Annotated in this window: 17 protein-coding genes; 10 read left to right on the top strand and 7 right to left on the bottom strand. The window is 74.5% G+C overall.

Translation table 11 applies throughout. The annotated features are described in order from the left end of the window. Window positions 1-5: 5 nt before the first annotated feature. The 5 genes from DNK53_RS09930 to DNK53_RS09910 all read left to right on the top strand — a co-directional run bounded on the left by DNK53_RS09930 (window position 6) and on the right by DNK53_RS09910 (window position 6,099). Complete coding sequence (locus DNK53_RS09930) at window positions 6-1,040, top strand: isopenicillin N synthase family dioxygenase (RefSeq protein WP_110182090.1); 1,035 nt, start codon at window positions 6-8, stop codon at window positions 1,038-1,040. Between the two features lie 88 nt (window positions 1,041-1,128). Beyond that, window positions 1,129-2,541 carry a magnesium chelatase ATPase subunit I gene (locus DNK53_RS09925; RefSeq protein WP_110182434.1) on the top strand — a complete coding sequence of 471 codons (1,413 nt, stop codon included), beginning with the start codon at window positions 1,129-1,131 and terminating at the stop codon, window positions 2,539-2,541. After that, on the top strand, window positions 2,534-2,941 hold the full coding sequence (locus DNK53_RS09920) for an OsmC family protein (protein ID WP_110182089.1): 408 nt from the start codon (window positions 2,534-2,536) through the stop codon (window positions 2,939-2,941). The genes DNK53_RS09925 and DNK53_RS09920 overlap by 8 nt, the downstream gene beginning before the upstream one ends. Next, window positions 2,938-4,971 (top strand): vWA domain-containing protein, encoded by a 2,034-nt coding sequence (locus DNK53_RS09915; protein ID WP_110182088.1) that lies wholly within the window; start codon window positions 2,938-2,940, stop codon window positions 4,969-4,971. Before DNK53_RS09920 ends, DNK53_RS09915 begins: the two co-directional genes overlap by 4 nt. Before the next feature lie 18 nt (window positions 4,972-4,989). Beyond that, window positions 4,990-6,099, top strand: a complete 1,110-nt coding sequence (locus tag DNK53_RS09910; RefSeq protein ID WP_110182087.1) for a MalY/PatB family protein — start codon at window positions 4,990-4,992, stop codon at window positions 6,097-6,099. A gap of 3 nt (window positions 6,100-6,102) precedes the next feature. Here the strand turns inward: DNK53_RS09910 and DNK53_RS09905 are convergent, their stop codons facing one another. After that, window positions 6,103-7,908, bottom strand: a complete 1,806-nt coding sequence (locus DNK53_RS09905; RefSeq protein ID WP_110182086.1) for an ABC transporter ATP-binding protein — start codon at window positions 7,906-7,908, stop codon at window positions 6,103-6,105. Window positions 7,909-8,003: 95 nt separating this feature from the next. Here DNK53_RS09905 and DNK53_RS09900 point away from each other — a divergent pair, with 95 nt between their 5' ends. Continuing rightward, window positions 8,004-8,453 carry a MarR family winged helix-turn-helix transcriptional regulator gene (locus DNK53_RS09900; protein ID WP_239456464.1) on the top strand — a complete coding sequence of 150 codons (450 nt, stop codon included), beginning with the start codon at window positions 8,004-8,006 and terminating at the stop codon, window positions 8,451-8,453. 9 nt (window positions 8,454-8,462) lie between these two features. On the opposite strand, the gene DNK53_RS09895 is transcribed toward DNK53_RS09900, so the two are convergent. The 4 genes from DNK53_RS09895 to DNK53_RS09880 form a co-directional block, all read right to left on the bottom strand. Next, window positions 8,463-9,794: an ABC1 kinase family protein gene (locus DNK53_RS09895; protein WP_110182085.1), complete on the bottom strand. Its 1,332-nt coding sequence runs from the start codon at window positions 9,792-9,794 to the stop codon at window positions 8,463-8,465. A gap of 24 nt (window positions 9,795-9,818) precedes the next feature. Continuing rightward, window positions 9,819-10,352 (bottom strand): GNAT family N-acetyltransferase, encoded by a 534-nt coding sequence (locus DNK53_RS09890; RefSeq protein ID WP_110182084.1) that lies wholly within the window; start codon window positions 10,350-10,352, stop codon window positions 9,819-9,821. Window positions 10,353-10,363: 11 nt separating this feature from the next. Further along, the gene (msrA, locus tag DNK53_RS09885; RefSeq protein WP_110182083.1) at window positions 10,364-11,008 is read right to left on the bottom strand and encodes a peptide-methionine (S)-S-oxide reductase MsrA; all 645 of its coding nucleotides are present in this window, start codon (window positions 11,006-11,008) and stop codon (window positions 10,364-10,366) included. 87 nt (window positions 11,009-11,095) lie between these two features. Further along, complete coding sequence (locus tag DNK53_RS09880; RefSeq protein WP_110182082.1) at window positions 11,096-11,590, bottom strand: hypothetical protein; 495 nt, start codon at window positions 11,588-11,590, stop codon at window positions 11,096-11,098. Between the two features lie 43 nt (window positions 11,591-11,633). Between DNK53_RS09880 and DNK53_RS09875 the strand changes: the two genes are divergently transcribed. The 4 genes from DNK53_RS09875 to ilvA are packed head-to-tail and all read left to right on the top strand — an operon-like array spanning window position 11,634 to window position 16,786. Beyond that, entirely contained in the window at window positions 11,634-12,815 is a 1,182-nt protein-coding gene (locus tag DNK53_RS09875; RefSeq protein ID WP_239456463.1) for a cystathionine gamma-synthase, read from the top strand. After that, complete coding sequence (locus DNK53_RS09870; RefSeq protein WP_239456462.1) at window positions 12,802-14,238, top strand: glutamate mutase L; 1,437 nt, start codon at window positions 12,802-12,804, stop codon at window positions 14,236-14,238. Before DNK53_RS09875 ends, DNK53_RS09870 begins: the two co-directional genes overlap by 14 nt. 9 nt (window positions 14,239-14,247) lie before the next feature. Next, window positions 14,248-15,573, top strand: coding sequence for an AI-2E family transporter (locus DNK53_RS09865; RefSeq protein WP_239456461.1), 1,326 nt, complete (start codon window positions 14,248-14,250; stop codon window positions 15,571-15,573). After that, window positions 15,566-16,786 carry a threonine ammonia-lyase gene (ilvA, locus tag DNK53_RS09860; protein ID WP_110182079.1) on the top strand — a complete coding sequence of 407 codons (1,221 nt, stop codon included), beginning with the start codon at window positions 15,566-15,568 and terminating at the stop codon, window positions 16,784-16,786. Before DNK53_RS09865 ends, ilvA begins: the two co-directional genes overlap by 8 nt. A gap of 15 nt (window positions 16,787-16,801) precedes the next feature. On the opposite strand, the gene greA is transcribed toward ilvA, so the two are convergent. Together greA and DNK53_RS09850 are read right to left on the bottom strand one after the other, a co-directional pair. Further along, entirely contained in the window at window positions 16,802-17,299 is a 498-nt protein-coding gene (gene greA, locus DNK53_RS09855; protein WP_110182078.1) for a transcription elongation factor GreA, read from the bottom strand. Window positions 17,300-17,405: 106 nt separating this feature from the next. Beyond that, on the bottom strand, window positions 17,406-17,801 hold the full coding sequence (locus DNK53_RS09850; RefSeq protein ID WP_162599871.1) for a DUF4307 domain-containing protein: 396 nt from the start codon (window positions 17,799-17,801) through the stop codon (window positions 17,406-17,408). Window positions 17,802-17,816: the final 15 nt, after the last annotated feature.

Below are 17,816 nucleotides of genomic sequence, written 5' to 3'. Positions count from 1 at the left end.
CCATCATGGGCTTCCACGTCCCCACCGTCGACATCAGCCCCTACGTCGGCCACGGCACCCCCGACGAGCGGGCCGCGGCGGCCGCCGCCTTCGACGAGGCCGCCCGCACGGTGGGCTTCGTCCAGGTCGTCGGCCACGGCGTCCCCGACACCGTCCTCGCCGCCTTCGCGGCCGCCCTCGACTCCTTCTTCGACCAGCCGCTGGAGACCAAGAAGGCCTACCGGACGCCGCCGCACGTCAACCGCGGCTACGCGCCCCCGAAGACGGAGTCGCTGAGCCTGAGCCTCGGCCTGGCGCCGGCCAACCGGATGCACGACTTCTTCGAGGCCTTCAACGTCGGCGCGGCCCGCTCGGACTACCCGGGGGTGGAGCTGCCCGCCGACGACTACGCCGAGAACGTCTGGCCCGAGGGGTTGCCCGGCTTCCGGCCGGCCGTGTCGGCGTACTTCGACGAGGCCGCCCGCGTCGCCCGCACCCTCACCACCCTCTTCGCCGATGCGCTCGGCCTGCCGGAGGGCTTCTTCGAGGGCTACACCGACCACAGCCTCGATGTGCTCCGGATGAACAACTACGCCCTCGCCCCGGGCGAGGTCGAGCTCGACGGCGAGCTCACCGGCATGGGCGAACACACCGACTACGGCATCGTCACCGTGCTCTGGGCCGACCAGGTCGCCGGCCTACAGGTGCTCGGCACCGACGGCAGCTGGAACGACGTGAGGCCCGCCGACGGCGCGCTGCTGGTCAACCTGGGCGACCTCATGGCCCGCTGGACGAACGAGCAGTGGATGTCGACGCTGCACCGGGTGAAGCCGCCGATCGTCGACGGCCGCGTCGAGCGCCGCCGCAGCGCCGCCTTCTTCCACGACGGCAACGTCGACGCCCTGGTCGCCACGCTGCCCACCTGCCTCGGGGACGGGTCGCGCTACGAGCCGATCACCATCGGCGAGCACATCGGCGCCAAGCTCGCGGGCTCCCGGGCAGGCGTGGCCAACGCCGCCGCCGAGCGCGAGGCGGCCCGCGTGCTGGCGGCGAAGGAGTAGTCCTGCGTGCTCGGGTTGGTGCGTGAGCGGCACGAGCACCTCCAGGTCCGGGACCTCCACCTTGCGGTGCGGGTCTAGCGTGGACGCCGTGACGACGTACGCCGGTGACGCCCGGTCCGAAGCCCCCGCCCCCCGCACCCTCGGCCAGCTCCGCGAGTCCGGCCACCGCCTGCGCAGCCTGCGCGAGGAGGTCCGCGACAACCTGCTGGCCAGGCTGGCGGCGGGGGAGGACCCCTGGCCCGGGCTGCACGGCTTCGCCGACACGGTCGTCCCGCAGCTTGAGCGGGCGCTGATCGCCGGCCACGACATCGTGCTGCTCGGGGAGCGCGGCCAGGGCAAGACCCGGCTGCTGCGCACGCTGGTCGGCCTGCTCGACGAGTGGAGCCCGGTGATCGCCGGCTCCGAGCTGGGCGAGCACCCCTACGACCCGATCACCCCGCAGTGGCAGCGGGTCGCCGCCGAGCAGGGCGACGAGCTCCCGGTCGAGTGGGTGCACCGCAGTGAGCGGTACGCCGAGAAGCTGGCGACCCCGGACACCTCGGTCGCCGACCTGATCGGCGACGTCGACCCGATGAAGGTCGCGGAGGGCCGTCACCTGGGCGACCCGGAGACCATCCACTTCGGCCTGATCCCGCGCAGCCACCGCGGCATCGTCGCGATCAACGAGCTGCCCGACCTCGCCGAGCGGATCCAGGTCGCGATGCTCAACGTGATGGAGGAGCGCGACATCCAGGTCCGCGGCTACGTCCTGCGGCTGCCGCTCGACGTGCTGGTGGTGGCGAGCGCCAACCCCGAGGACTACACCAACCGCGGCCGGATCATCACGCCACTCAAGGACCGCTTCGGCGCCGAGATCCGCACCCACTACCCGGCTGAGCTCGAGGCCGAGATCGCCGTGATCCGGCAGGAGGCGCACCTGACGGCCGAGGTGCCCGACGCCCTGCTCGAGGTCCTGGCGCGGTTCACCCGGGCGCTGCGGGACTCCTCCGCCGTCGACCAGCGCTCCGGCGTCAGCGCCCGGTTCGCGATCGCCGGCGCGGAGACGATCGCCGCCTCCGCGCTGCACCGGGCCACCCTGCAGGGCGAGGAGCACGCCGTCGCCCGCGTCGTCGACCTCGAGACCGCGGTGGAGGTGCTGCGCGGCAAGATCGAGTTCGAGACGGGGGAGGAGGGCCGGGAGACCGAGATCCTCACCCACCTGCTCCGCACGGCCGTCGCCGGTGCCGTCCGCGAGCACTTCCGCGGCCTCGACCTCTCGCTGCTCGTCGACGCGATGGAGGGCGGGGCCACCGTCTCCACCGGGGGCCAGGTCACGGCCCGCGACTTCCTCGCCGGCCTGCCGGTGCTCGGCGAGTCCGAGCTGTACGACGACATCGCCGCGCGGCTCGACGCCCGCAACGACGGCGAGACCGCCTGCGCGGTCGAGCTCGCCCTGGAGGGCCTCTACCTGGCCCGCAAGATCGGCAAGGACTCCGACGGCCGCGAGACCGTCTATGGCTGAGGCCGCCGTGCAGCCGGAGCCCTACGCGGTGCGCGTCGGGGCCGGGTCGCTGCGCCTCGCCGAGGGTCTCGACCTGGCGCACGCCTGGACCTCCGACGGGATCGTCACGGACGCCGTCGGCACCGGCGCCCACCTCCTGCACCTGTCGGTCGGCGTCTGCGTGCTCAACGACTGCTACCGCGAGGCCGCGCGGCTGGGGGTGGCCCTGGACGGCGTCCTGGTCACGGTGGAGGGCGGCTTCGACGAGGAGTGGCGCCCCACCGGCCTGCGGTACGCCGTCGAGGTCGAGGGGCCCGACCCCGCCCTGGTCGAGGCGCTGATCGAGGCCGTCGACGAGGTCGCCGAGATCCCGCGGGCGCTGCGCGCCGGCGGCACGGTCCGCCGGGTGGCGGCCCCGTGAGCCGCTACCAGCGGTACTCCGGCGGCGACCCGCTGGCGCCGCCCGTCGACCTGGCCGAGGCGCTGGACGCCATCGGCCAGGACGTGATGGCCGGCTACTCGCCCGAGCGGGCCATGCAGGAGTTCCTGCGTCGCGGTGGCGCCGACCAGCGCGGCCTCGACGAGCTCGCCGCCAAGGTCGCCCAGAAGCGACGCGAGCTGCTGCAGCGGCACGACCTCGACGGCACCCTGCGGCAGGTCCGGGAGCTGCTGGACCGGGCCGTGCTGGAGGAGCGCAAGCAGCTGGCCCGCGACGTGGAGATGGACGACGCGGACCGCGCGTTCCGCGAGATGCGCCTGGAGAACCTGCCCGCCTCGCCGTCGGCCGCGGTCACCGAGCTCTCGTCGTACGAGTGGGCCAGCAGCGAGGCCCGGCAGGCCTACGAGGAGATCAAGGACCTCCTGGGCCGCGAGCTGCTCGACCAGCGGTTCGCCGGGATGAAGCAGGCCCTGGAGGGGGCGACCGAGCAGGACCGGGCGGCGGTCAACGAGATGCTCGGCGACCTCAACGACCTGCTGGAGAAGCACGCCCGCGGCGAGGACACCGCCGAGGACTTCGCCGAGTTCATGGAGAAGCACGGGGACTTCTTCCCCGAGGACCCCCAGGACATCGACGAGCTCCTCGACGCCCTGGCCCAGCGCAGCGCCGCCGCCCAGCGGATGCTCAACTCGATGACGCCCGAGCAGCGCGAGGAGCTCACGCAGCTCTCCGCGCAGGCCTTCGGCAGCCCCGAGCTGATGCAGCAGCTGGCCCGGATGGACGCCAACCTCCAGGCGCTGCGCCCCGGCGAGGACTGGGGCGGCTCCGAGCGGTTCGACGGCGAGGAGGGGCTCGGCCTCGGCGACGGCACCGGGGTGCTCCAGGACCTGGCCGACCTCGACGCCCTCGCCGAGCAGCTCGCCCAGTCCTACGGCGGCGCCCGGCTCGACGACGTCGACCTCGACCGGCTGACCCGCCAGCTCGGCGAGGAGGCGGCGGTGGACGCGCGCAAGCTGGCCGAGCTCGAGCGCGCGCTGCGTGACTCCGGCTACCTGCGCCGCGGCTCCGACGGCGACCTGCGGCTCAGCCCGCGGGCGATGCGCCAGCTGGGCCGGTCGCTGCTGCGCGACGTGGCCACGCGGCTCTCGGGGCGCCAGGGCCAGCGCGACGTGCGTCGCGCGGGCGCCGCCGGCGAGCTCACCGGCTCGACCCGGGCCTGGGAGTTCGGCGACACCGAGCCGTGGGACGTGACCCGCACCGTCACCAACGCCGTCCTGCGCACGACGGCGGGGGGCGGCTCGGTCCGCGGCGGCGTGCGGCTGGAGCTGGAGGACCTCGAGGTCTCCGAGACCGAGGCCCGCACCCAGGCGTGCGTGGCGCTGCTGGTCGACACCAGCTTCTCGATGGCGATGGACGGCCGCTGGGTGCCGATGAAGCGCACCGCCCTGGCGCTGCACCAGCTGATCAGCTCGCGGTTCCGCGGCGACGCGCTGCAGCTGATCGCCTTCGGCCGGCACGCGCAGGTGATGGACGTCGAGGAGCTCACCGCCCTGGACGCGCGCTGGGCCAAGGGGACCAACCTGCACCACGGGCTGCTGCTGGCCAACCGGCACTTCCGCCGGCACCCCAGCGCCCAGCCCGTCCTCCTGGTCGTGACGGACGGCGAGCCCACCGCCCACCTGGAGCCCGACGGCCAGGTGTGGTTCAGCTATCCGCCGCACCCCCTCACCCTCGCCCGCACCGTGCGCGAGCTGGACGCCAGCCGCCGCCTGGGCGCCCAGACCACCTTCTTCCGGCTGGGGGAGGACCCCGGACTCGCCCGCTTCATCGAGTCGATGGCCCGCCGGGTCGACGGCCGGATGGTCTCCCCGGAGCTCGACGACCTCGGCGCAGCCGTGGTCGGCAGCTACCTCGGCTCGCGGGGCCCGTCGGGCTCCTACGGCGGACAGTTCGGCGGATTCGAGGGTTTCGGCGGCTGGGGCGGACGCGGCTTCTGGGTCGGCGACGGGTAGCCGATAGCCTCTCGGGGCATGGAGATCCTCGGAGCGGGACTGGACGAGCTGCGCGGCTCGCGCACCAGCATCAAGTGGCAGGTCCACGGCCCGGACGTGCTGCCGCTGTGGGTCGCCGAGATGGACTCCGCCCCCTGCGCGCCCGTGGTGGAGGCGGTCACGGACGCGATGCGCCGCGGCGACACCGGCTACGCGTGGAGCCCGCCGCTCGTGGAGGCGTTCGTCGGCTTCGCAGCCAGGCGGTGGGGCTGGGAGGTCGAGCCGGGCCGGGTGATGCAGGTCCCCGACGTGATGATCGGGATCGAGGAGCTCGTGCAGGCGCGGGTCCCCGCGGGCGGTGCCGTCGTGGTCAGCCCGCCGGTCTACGACTCGTTCTTCGGCTTCGTGGCCTCGACCCGTCGCCGCCTCGTCGAGGCGCCGCTGGGGCCGGACCACCGCCTCGACCTCGACACGCTGCGGGGGGCCTTCGAGGAGGCCGGGATGGGCTCGGCCTACCTGCTCTGCAACCCGCAGAACCCGACCGGCACCGTGCACACGCCCGAGGAGCTCACCGCGGTGGCTGAGCTGGCCGACGAGCACGGCGTCCTCGTGGTCTCCGACGAGATCCACGCGCCGCTGGTCCACGCGGGCGCGACCTTCACGCCGTACCTGTCGCTGCCCGCCGCGGGTCGCGGGCTGGCGCTGGTGAGCGGCTCGAAGGCCTGGAACCTCGCCGGCCTCAAGACCGCCCTGCTGGTCGCCGGGCACGGCACGGGGCACGGGCTCCACGAGGTGGTGACGCATGGCGCGCAGCACCTCGCGGTCATCGCGCAGACCGCAGCCTGGGAGCACGGGGAGCCGTGGCTCGACCAGCTCCTGGGCGAGCTCGCCGACCGGCGCGCGCTCCTGGCCGACCTGCTCGCCGAGCACCTGCCGGGCGTGACCACGGCGCCCGCCGAGGCGACGTACCTCGCCTGGATGGACTGCTCGTCCCTCGGCCTGGAGGACCCCGCCGCCATCTTCCTGGAGCGGGGGGTGGCACTGGTGCCGGGGCCCCGGTACGACCGGCGGGCCGAGCAGCACGTCCGGCTCAACCTCGCCACCTCGCCCGAGGTGCTCACCGAGGCGGTCCGCCGGATGGCCGGCTGAGCCTCACGCGGCGACGAGCCGCGCTCCCGCCAGCCCCGCGTAGCGACCGCCCCGCGCGACCAGCGCCTCGTGGTCGCCGAGCTCCACGACCACTCCCCCCTCGAGCACGGCGATCTGGTCGGCGTCCCGGACGGTCGAGAGCCGGTGGGCGATCGTGACGGTCGTGCGACCCGCGCTCAGCCGGTCGAGCGCCCGCTGCAGCTCGCGCTCGGTGGCGTTGTCGAGCGCGCTGGTCGCCTCGTCGAGGACCAGCACCCGGGGGTCGCGGAGCAGGGTGCGGGCGACGGCGAGGCGCTGCTTCTCGCCGCCGGAGAAGCGGTGCCCGCGCGCGCCGACCATCGTGTCGAGGCCTCGGGGGAGGGCCCGCACCACGTGCGCGACCTGCGCCGCCTCCAGCGCCTCCCAGAGCTCGGAGTCGTGAGCGCCGGGCTTCGCCAGCAGCAGGTTCTCCCGGATCGTCGCGTGCACCAGGTAGGTCTCCTGGGAGACGACGCCCACGATGCTCGCGAGCGTCTCGGGCGCGAGGTCGCGCAGGTCGACGCCGTCGATCGTCACCCGGCCCGTGGTCGGGTCCTGGAGGCGGGCCAGCAGGCCCGCGAGGGTGCTCTTGCCCGAGCCGGTCTCGCCGACGAGGGCGAGCGTCGTGCCGGCCGGCACCGTCAGGTCGACCCCGGTCAGCGCGGGCCGGTCGGAGCCGGCGTAGGTGACGCCGACGCCCTCGAGGCGCACCTCGCCGCGGACAGCGGCGGGCTCGAGCGGCACGGGCCGGGTGGGCGGGGGCACGTCGACCGGCAGGTCGAGGTAGCCGAAGATCCGGCTGAAGAGCGCCATCGAGGCGATCCAGGAGACGCCGACGTCGAGCAGGCCCATGACCGGCCGGAAGATGCCCGCCTGGAGGCCCGTGAAGGCGACGAGCGTGCCGATGGTCATGCCGCCCGACGTCGCCGGCAGTCCGGCGGCCAGGTAGAGCAGCGCGGGGATCGCGGCGAAGACCATCTGCATGGTCGCCATCCGCCAGCGCCCCGCGAGCTGGGCGCGCACCTCGAGCTCGACGAGCTCCGCCGAGGTGGCGTCGAAGCGGCCGGTCGCGGCCGCCGACGAGCCGAGGGTCTTGGCCAGCAGCGCGCCGCTGACCGAGAGGCTCTCCTCGGTCTGCCCGTGCAGCTCGGCGAGCCCGCGCTGCCGGCGCGCGGTGACCTCGCGGCGCAGCTGGGCCACCTTGCGGGTCACCCAGACCGCGGGCGGGATCACGATCAGGGAGAGGAGGCTGAGCCGCCAGCTCAGCGCCACCATCGCCACGGCGGTGCCGAGCACGGTGGTGACGTGGGCGGCGATCGAGGTCGCGGTGGTGGTGACCACCGACTGCATGCCGGCGACGTCGTGGGTGAGCCGGGACTGGATCTCGCCGCCGCGGGTGCGGGTGAAGAACGCCATCGACTGGCGCTGCAGGTGGGCGAAGACGTCCGTGCGCAGCCGGTGCATCACCTGCTGGCCGACCGACGTGGAGAGCCAGGTCTGGACGACGCCGAGCAGGCCGGTGACGACGGTGATCGCGAGCATCGCGCCCACCGTGAGCAGCAGCAGGCGGACGTCCTGCTCGGGGATGGCGCGGTCGATGACGGCGCGGACGAGGAACGGCTGGGCCAGGGCGACCGAGGAGGAGGTGACGATCAGCGCCACCACGGCGAGGACGGCCCAGCGGTGCGGGGCGAAGAGCGCCACCACGCGGCGCAGGCGCACGGGGGACTCGGCGAGCTGGTCGCGGTCGGCCGGGTCGATGCGCTGGGGCCTGCGGGGGGAGTCGTTCATGCGACCACCCCTTTCTGGAAGGAGACCCTGGGACTCGGGCATATGCTGAGGTTACCTCACAATGAGGCGCCGCAGCAATGCGGTAGCCTGTGGCCGTGGACACGCCACCCAGCACCCGCGCGGAGGCGGAGGGGGACCTCGCCGAGCGCCTGATGCGCGTGGCGCGGCTGCTCCGCCGTCGCGGCGCCCAGCAGCTCGAGCCGTGGGACCTCTCGCCGCACCAGGTGCGCGCGCTGCGGGTCGTCGAGCGCGAGGACGGCCCGCGGCTCGGCAGGATCGCCGACGAGCTCCGGATCGCGCCGCGCTCGACCACCGACGTCGTCGACGCCCTGGAGGGACGCGGGCTGGTGGAGCGGTACGCCGACCCAGCCGACCGCCGGGCCTCGTGCGTGCGGCTCACCGACGCGGGCGCGGCGTTGCTGCGCGACGTCCGGCGGGCGCGTGCCACCGGCGCCGAGGAGCTCTTCGCCGTGCTGGACGCGGCCGACCGGCAGCGGTTGGCCGACCTGCTGGCCCGGGTCGAGGAGGCGGCGGACCAGACGTAGAGGGGCCGGTCAGCCCGCGAAGCCGGGCAGGTGCTCCTCGAGCAGCCCGCGGAACGGCGCCTCCGCCTCGAGCTGGCAGAGCAGGCCGATCCCGCCGAGCCAGGTGCGGTGGATCAGCAGGTAGGACGGCGGCAGGTTGATCTTGGTCGCCATCGTGAAGTGGGGCGAGCGGGGGTCGTTGAGGCGCTCGTACTGGCCCCGCATCCACTCGCGGCTGAAGCGGAACCGCTCCGAGGTCATGGGCTCGACGAAGGGGCTGAGGTACTCCAGCAGCGCCTCGGGGTCGACCCGCACGCCCGGCCGGACGAAGCCCTCCTCGCGCAGGCCCTCGAGCAGCACGTCGCTGTCGCCGGAGGAGGCGGCCCGCAGCAGCCGACCCATCGCCTCGGGGAAGGCGCCGCCGGGCAGCCGGGCGACCGCACCGAAGTCGAGCACCCCCAGCCGGCCGGGGGAGCCGTCGTCGTGGGGGACGGTCCGGAAGTTCCCCGGGTGGGGGTCGGCGTGCAGCATCCCGGTGCGGGCCGGGCCGGCGAAGGTGAAGCGGACCAGCAGCTCGCCGTAGTGGTCGCGCTCGGCCTGCGTGCCGTCGGCGATCACCCGGGCCAGCGACCCGGTGCTGTCGAGCCACTCGGTGACCAGGACCTTCTCGCTCGCGTGCACGAGGTGCGGCACCAAGATCTCGGGGTCGCCCTCGAACGCCTCGGCGAAGACCTGCTGCGACTCGGCCTCCAGCCCGTAGTCCAGCTCCTCGGCGGCCCGCTCCTGCAGCTCGCGGACCAGCGCCGGGATGTCGAGCCCCGGGAAGACGGGGGCCACCCCGCGGGCGACCCGGGAGAGGCGGCGCAGGTCGCCCAGGAGCGCCTCGTCGGCGCCGGGGAACTGCACCTTGACGGCCACGTCGCGGCCGTCGTGCCACGTCCCGCGGTGCACCTGCCCGATGGAGGCGGCGGCCGCGGCCGCCCCGTCCAGCCAGGTGATCTGCTCGCGCCAGCCGGGGCCCAGCGACTCGGCGATCACGTCGCGCACCTGCTGGGTGCTCATCGTCGGGGCGTCGTCCTGCAGGGCGGTGAGGTGCTCCCGGTAGGGGGCCGTCGCGCTCTCGGGGAGCGCCGCCTCCAGCACCGACAGGGCTTGGCCGAACTTCATCGCCCCGCCCTTGAGCTCGCCCAGGGTCCGGAAGAGCTGCTCGGCCGTGCGCTGCTGGACCTCGCTCAGCACCACCTCGGCCGGCGCGCCGCCGAGCCGCCTGCCCAGGCCCAGGGCCGAGCGTCCGGCGTACCCCAGAGGGAGCGCGGCGAGCCGCGCCGTGCGGGCCACGGCCTTGCGCGGGAGGTCGACCATTGCTCCAGTGTGTCGGACGGCTGGTCAGCCGGGGGCGACCCGTCCGTAGACGGCCACGTCGTGGCGGGCGGCCCCGACCCGCTTGGCGGCCGCGAGCGTCCCCTCGTGCCGGAAGCCGAGCCGCTCGGCGACCGCGCGGCTGCGCAGGTTGTGGGTCGACGTGCGGATCTCCACCCGGTCGACGTCCGGCCGGGAGAGGAGCTCGGCCACCACGGCGGCGGCCCCGCGACCCACCGCCCCGCGACCCTCGTGGTCGGCGTCCACCCAGTAGCCCACCTCGGCGGTGCCGCCCCAGGGGTCGATCCGGGCCCCGACGGCGCCGACCAGGACGCCCTCGAGCTCGAGCACGACGGGCAGGGCCCGGCCCGCGACCCAGCCCTCCAGCTGCTGGCGCGTGAAGAGCCGCATCCCCTCCAGGGACTGCGGGCCGTGGGCCCACTCCTCCCACTCGCGCAGCCGCTCGAGGTTGGCCAGCGTGAGCTCGTGCATCCGCTCCGCGGTCGACGGGTCGCGCAGGCGCAGCGCCAGCCCGTCGCCGAGGTCGTGCCTGAACCGCACGGGCGCGCCCGTCAGGCGGGGAACTTCACGCCGGTGTTGGCGTGGCAGCGGTAGCCGAACGGGTTCTTCGCCAGGTACTGCTGGTGCGCGTCCTCCGCGTAGTAGTAGCCGGCCTCCTCGGCCGGGCGGATCTCGGTCGTGATCGTGCCGAGGCCGCGCCGGTCGAGCTCGTCGCCGTAGACCCGGGTGAGCTCGCGGGCGACCCGCTCCTGCTCGGGGGAGGTGAAGTAGACGGCGGAGCGGTACTGGGTGCCGACGTCGTTGCCCTGGCGCATCCCCTGGGTCGGGTCGTGGATCTCGAAGAACCGCCTGACCAGGTCGGCGAAGGTCACCCGGGCGGGGTCGAAGACGATCCGCACGGCCTCGGTGTGGCCGGTCCGGCCGGAGCAGACCTCGTCGTAGGTCGGGTGCGGCGTGATCCCGCCGGCGTAGCCGACCGAGGTCGACCAGACGCCGTCGACCTGCCAGAAGATCTCCTCGGCGCCCCAGAAGCAGCCGAGCCCGAAGAGCGCGACCTCCATCCCGTCGGGCACCTCGTCGGTGACCACGGGGGTGCCGAGCACGAGGTGCTGGCCGAGGCTCCAGGGACGCTCGGGGCGGCCGGGGAGGGCCTGGTCGGCGGTGGGCAGCTCGGTCTTGGTGCGGCCGAAGAGCATGGGGACTCCTTCAGGTGGGCAGCGGGGGGCGTGCGGTCGTACAACCACGCCCGGGCCGGCATCCTTCCCCACCGGTGCGCTTGCGGGCTACCGGTGCTCGGGCGGCCGCCCCACGGCGGTGTCGGGGTCCTTGGTGACGCCGGGGTCGCCGGGGTCGGAGTCGGGACGGCGCTCGTGGTGCCGCCGCCCGGCGGTGCGCCGCTGCTCCTTGAGCTCGGCCTCCTGCAGGTGCCGGCGGCCCCCCGCCAGCTGCTCCCGGGCCTCGCGCTCGAGGCGCCTGACGTCGGCGTAGTAGCCGTCGTCGTACTCCTCCATCACCTGGAAGGTCCACCGTCCCTTGAGCACGTTGCGGCCGACCAGCTCGCTGGCGACCCGCTCGGCCAGCTCGGGGTGGCCCGCCTCGCGGAAGAGCTCTGCCGCCTCGCCCGCGGCGAAGTCGGCGGTGCCGGTGAGCCGGTGAAAGCCGTAGAGCATGCCGCGCGCCTGCTCGATGCACTCGAGGGCCTCGGAGAGCTTGCCCAGCGCCTCCACCGTCGCGTCGTCCAGCCCCTCGGGGCGGGCGTGCCTGTCGTCGATCGCCATGGGGGAGCGATACCCGATCGCGCCGCGGACTAGTCTCGGACGGGTGAGCCAGTCGAACCCCACCTCCGGTCAGGAGCACGCCCACAAGTCCGGCTTCGAGACGCGTGCGATCCACGCCGGCTACGAGCCCGACCCGACCACCGGCGCGGTGATCCCGCCGATCTACGCCACCAGCACCTACAAGCAGGACGGCGTCGGCGGGATGCGCGGCGGCTACGAGTACAGCCGCTCGGCCAACCCGACGCGCACCGCCCTCGAGGGCGCGCTGGCCGCGGTCGAGGAAGGGGAGCGCGGCTTCGCCTTCGCCTCCGGCCTCGCCGCCGAGGACACCCTGGTCCGGGCGCTGTGCCGGCCCGGCGACCACGTGGTGCTCCCCGACGACGCCTACGGCGGCACCTTCCGGCTCTTCGACAAGGTCGAGCGCGCGTGGGGGCTCGAGCACTCCTCCGCCCCGGTCTCCGACGTCGACGCCGTCCGCGCCGCGATCGAGCCGGGCCGCACGAAGCTGGTCTGGGTGGAGACCCCCACCAACCCGCTCCTCAACATCGGCGACATCGAGGCCCTGGCGTCCGTCGCCCACGACGCGGGGGCGCTGCTCGTCGTCGACAACACCTTCGCCTCGCCCTACCTGCAGCAGCCGCTCGTGCTCGGCGCCGACGTGGTCGTCCACTCGACCACGAAGTACGTCGGGGGCCACTCCGACGTCGTCGGCGGCGCCCTGGTCGTCCGGGACCTCGAGGTGGCCGACGCGGTCGCCTTCCACCAGAACTCGATCGGGGCCGTTCCCGGGCCCTTCGACAGCTTCCTGACCCACCGCGGGCTCAAGACGCTCGCGGTCCGGATGGACCGGCACTGCGACAACGCCGAGCGGGTGGTGGAGTTCCTCACCGGCCACCCGGCGGTCGCCGAGGTGATCTACCCCGGGCTGCCGGAGCACCCCGGCCACGCGGTCGCCGCCAAGCAGATGCGGCGCTTCGGTGGCATGGTCAGCTTCCGGGTCGCGGCCGGCGAACAGGCGGCCCTGGACGTCTGCGCCCGGGCCGAGGTCTTCACCCTCGGGGAGTCTCTCGGCGGGGTCGAGTCGCTGATCGAGCACCCCGGCCGGATGACCCACGCCAGCGTCGCCGGCACCGACCTCGAGGTGCCCGCCGACCTGGTCCGGCTCAGCGTCGGCATCGAGACCGTCGACGACCTGCTCGCCGACCTCGACCGTGCTCTGGGCTGACCCCTCCCCGGTGGTCGAGGAGGGCGCCCCGCGCCCGTCCCGCGACCTCGCGGTCTGCGCCGACTTCGGCTCGACCTTCACCAAGACCGCCCTGGTCGACCTGGCCGACGGCCGCCTGGTCGCCACGGCCAGCCACCGCACCACCCTGCCCGACGGGGCCGGCGCCGACCTGCTCGACGGCCTCGACGCCTGCCGGGCGGTGCTGGCCGAGGCAGACCCGGCGGCCGCCGACGCCCCCGTGCTGGCCTGCTCGTCGGCCGGCGGCGGCCTGCGGATCGCGGTGGTCGGCAACGAGGAGCTGGTCACCGCCGAGGCCGGGCGCCGGGTGGCGCTGTCCAGCGGCGGTCGGGTGGTCGCCGTGCTGGCGGGCGGCCTCGACGACGAGCGGTACGCCGCCCTGGTCGCGGCCGAGCCCGACGTGCTGCTCCTGGTCGGCGGCACCGACGGCGGCAACGCGGCGCGCCTGGAGGCCGACGCCGCCGCCCTGGCCGTCCGCGGCTGGGCGCTCCCGGTCGTCGTGGCCGGCGACGTCACGGCCCGCGACCGGGTGGTCGCGACGCTGGCGGGGGCCGGCGTCCCCGTGGTGCCGGCCGACAACGTGGTGCCCCGGATCGGGGTGCTGGCCCCGGAGTCGGCCCGGCACGCGATCCGCGAGGTCTTCCTCTCCCACGTGATCGGCGGCAAGCACCTCTCGACCCGTGCCGAGCTCGGCGCCATCGTGCGCGGGGCCACCCCCGACGTGGTCCTCGACGGGGTCGAGCAGCTCGCCGGGCTGGTCGGCGACGTCGTCGTGGTCGACGTCGGCGGCGCCACCACCGACGTGCACAGCGCCGTCGAGCCCGACCCCGACACCACCCGCTCCGGGGCCGGCGGGCTCTCCCGCGAGGTGGTCGCCAGCACGCCGCTCACCCGGACGGTCGAGGGCGACCTCGGCATGCGCTGGTCGGCCCCGAGCACGGTCGCGGCGGCGCTCGAGGCGAACCTCCCCCTCCCGCGCGACGTCGAGGGCGCGGCGACCCGACGCCAGCAGGGCCCCGGCCTCCTCCCGACCGAGCCGGCGGACACGGAGCTCGACGAGGCGCTGGCCCGGACCGCCGTCGTCCTGGCCCTGCGCCGGCACGCCGGCCGCGCCCGGGTGGTGCTCGGGCCCGACGGCCGGGTCGTCGAGCGCAGCGGCAAGGACCTGCGCGAGGTGCGGCTGCTGGTCGGGTCGGGCGGCGTGCTGCGCCACGGCCGGCCGGGTGTCGCCGACCGGGTGCTGGGCGCGGCGCTCGCCGACCCCGGCGACTGGCAGCTGCCCCGGGGCGCCCGGGTCGTGGTCGACGACCGGCACGTCCTCGCCTGGGCGGGGCTGCTGGCCGGGGAGCACCCCACGGCGGCGCACCGGTTGCTGGAGCGCTGGCTCGCCACCGCCCGTGGATAGTGTGACGTGGTGAACAGAGAAGGGGACGAGGGTCGCGGCCCCGCGGAGAGCCTCGGCGAGCGGATCACCCAGCAGCTGGCCCACCAGTGGGCGCTGATCCGTGCCGAGCGCCGGGCCGAGCCGCCGGTGATCACGCGCGGCACCTCCAACTTCAGCCGGGCGCAGGTGCCGTGGGGCCTCGACCTCGCGGCCGCCTGGTCGTGGCGCTTCATCGCGATCGCCCTGGCCGGCTACCTGATCGCCCGGACCGTCGCCGACTTCGCGGTGGTCACGCTGCCGCTGGCGATCGCGCTGCTGGTCGCGGCCCTGGTCAGCCCCCTGGTGCGCGGCCTGTGCCGGGTCGGGGTCCCCCGTGGCCTGGCCAGCATCACCTCGGTCGTGCTCACCCTCGGCGTGGTGGGCCTGCTGCTCACCTTCGCGGGGCAGCAGGTGGCCAACGGTGCCGCCGACCTCGCCGACCAGGTCGTGCAGGGGCTGCAGGAGATCCGGATCTGGCTGCGCGACGGCCCGCTCAACGCCAGCGAGAGCCAGATCAACGACTACCTGACCGTCGCCCAGGACGCCATCGCCGAGGGGTCCAAGGACGGCAAGGTGGTGAGCCAGGTGACGGGCATCGGCACCGCCCTGGGCCACGTCACGGCCGGCTTCTTCATCGTCCTCTTCGCCACCTACTTCTTCCTCGCCGACGGCGAGCGGATCTGGGCCTGGATGGTCCGGCTGGCCCCGCGGGCCGCCCGCGAGCACGTGGACAACTCCGGCCGGGTCGCCTGGATCTCGCTCACCCAGTTCGTCCGGGCGACCGTGATCGTGGCCCTGGTCGACGCGGTCGGCGTGATGGTCGTGGCCGGGCTGCTCTCCGTGCCGTTCGTCCTGGCGATCGGCGTCCTGGTCTTCCTGGGCGCCTTCGTGCCGATGATCGGGGCCACCGTCGCCGGCTCCGTCGCCGTGCTGGTGGCGCTGGTCGACCAGGGGCCCTTCACCGCGCTGCTGATGCTGGGCGGCGTGATCCTCGTGCAGCAGCTCGAGGGGCACATCCTGCAGCCGTTCCTCATGGGCCGGTTCGTCTCCCTGCACCCGCTCGGCGTGATCGTGGCGATCGCCTGCGGCCTCGTCGTCGCCGGCATCGGCGGGGCGCTGGTCGCCGTGCCGCTGGTGGCGGCCGTCAACGCCGTGGTGCAGCACCTCGCCGACCAGACCGACGTGGGGGAGCCGGACCCCGACGAGGTGCTCGACGAGGAGATCGACGCGGAGCGCGCGGCGGGCAACCTGGCCGAGCCGGTGCCGCAGCCCGACAGCCCGGTGCTCGACGACGACGAAGGACGACGCGATGACTGAGCCGGACCCGCCGCGGGTGACCCTCGCCGAGGTCGAGGAGGCCGCGCTCACCCTGGCCGGGGTGGCGGTGCGGACCCCCATGGAGGAGTCCCGGTGGCTCTCGGGCCTCGTGGGGGGCCCGGTGCAGCTCAAGTGCGAGAACCTCCAGCGGACCGGCTCCTTCAAGGCCCGCGGCGCCTACGTGCGGATCGCCCGCCTCACCGAGGAGGAGCGGGCCCGCGGCGTGGTGGCCGCCTCCGCGGGCAACCACGCCCAGGGCGTGGCGCTGGCCGCGCAGTCCCTCGGCATCCGGGCCACCGTCTTCATGCCGGAGGGCGCCCCGATCCCCAAGGAGCGCGCCACCCGCGGGTACGGCGCCGACGTGGTCTTCGCGGGCCGCTACCTGGAGGACGCGCTCGAGGCCGCGCAGCAGTTCTCCGCCGAGACCGGGGCGGTCCTGATCCACCCCTTCGACCACGTCGACGTCGTCGCCGGCCAGGGCACCTGCGGCCTGGAGATCCTCGAGCAGGCCCCCGAGGTGCAGACCGTGCTGGTGCCGACCGGCGGCGGCGGGCTGCTGGCGGGGATCGCGATCGCGGTCAAGGCGCAGCGCCCCGACGTGCGGGTGGTCGGCGTCCAGGCCGAGGGAGCGGCGGCGTGGCCCGGCTCGCTGGCCGCCGGGGGACCGGTCGCGCTGCCCTCGATGACCACGATGGCCGACGGCATCGCCGTGGGTCGGCCGGGCGAGATCACCTTCGCCGCCGTCCGCGACCACGTCGACGAGATCCTGACCGTCTCGGAGGAGTCGCTCTCGCGCGCCCTGCTGGCCCTGCTGGAGCGGGCCAAGATGGTGGTCGAGCCGGCAGGGGCCGCCGCGGTGGCCGCGCTGCTCGACCAGCCGGGGGCCTTCGGGACGCCGGCCGTGGCGGTGCTCTCGGGCGGGAACATCGACCCGCTGCTGCTCGGCCGGGTGATCCGGCACGGGCTGGCATCGGCCGGGCGCTACCTCTACCTGCGGGTCTGCATCTCGGACCGGCCTGGGGGCCTCGCGCAGCTGCTGGCCGAGGTCAGCGAGACGGGCGCCAACGTGCTCGAGGTCGCCCACGAGCGGATCTCACCCACCCTGGCCCTCGACGAGGTCGAGGTGCGCCTCCAGCTGGAGACGCGCGGGGCCCCGCACGCCGAGAAGGTGCTCGCGCGCCTCCGGGAGCGGGGCCACCGCGTCCACGAGTGAGCCTGCGGGTGCCGCTCAGCCCTGGAAGGGCACGGCCTCGACGATCTCCACCGAGAGGTCCTTGCCGTTGGGCGCCTCGTAGCTCACGGTCTCGCCCTTCTTGTGGCCGTTGATCGCGGCGCCGAGCGCGGACTGGGGGGAGTAGACCGTGAGGCCCTCCTCCTCCATCTCGCGGGCGCCGAAGAGGAAGGTCTCCTCGTCGCCGAAGTCGACGAACCGGACGGTGACCTTCATGCCGGGCTCGACGACGCCGTCGTCGGCCGGGGTCTCCCCGACCTCGGCGCGGCGGAGCATGTCCTCGAGCTGACGGATCCGGGCCTCCTGCTTGCCCTGCTCGTCCTTGGCGGCGTGGTAGCCGCCGTTCTCCTTGAGGTCGCCCTCGTCGCGGGCGGCGCTGATGCGGTCGATGATCTCCTGGCGCTTCGGCCCCTTGAGGTCCTCGAGCTCCGCCTTGAGCTTGTCGTAGGCCTCCTGGGTCAGCCAGATGGTGGCCTGCTCGGTCGACTGGGTCATGGCTCCACTCCTGTACGCAAAAGCAACACCCGCGGGGCTCGTCGCCGGTGGCGAACTTTCCCTCTGAGCCCTGCGGGTGACTGGTTGATCGACCAGTCTAGCAACATCAGCGGCGGCGGGCCTGTCCTTCGACCCGGCAACCGAGGTTCTCCACGCTCGTGGCCCGGCGCTCGGTGCGGACGGTGACCTCTTGGCGTCCGTCGACGGCGGTGAAGGCCAGCTCGCCGACGGTCGCCTTGTCCTCGGAGAACGCCCGGACCAGGCAGTCGGCCTCCTCCGCGTCGTCGAGCACGACGTCGAGCACCATGGTGACGGTGTGGTCGTCGACCACCTCGTAGCCCACCTGGCCGGACTTCGCGCCGGGGTTCGAGTGGAACCAGGCCGCCCACGCCAGCCAGCCGAGGAGCGCCGCGGCCACCGCCGCGACCACCACGGTCAGCAGGAGGCGCCGCCGCGGCGAGGGGGCGCCGTACCGGTCCGCCAGGTCTGCCTGCGAGCTCACCCTCCCAGCCTGCCA

It is taken from the genome of Nocardioides solisilvae (assembly GCF_003194625.1).
Lineage (GTDB): Bacteria > Actinomycetota > Actinomycetes > Propionibacteriales > Nocardioidaceae > Nocardioides > Nocardioides solisilvae.
Note: the sequence above shows the minus strand (reverse complement) of the source record. Positions and strands in the feature narration are given on the sequence as shown.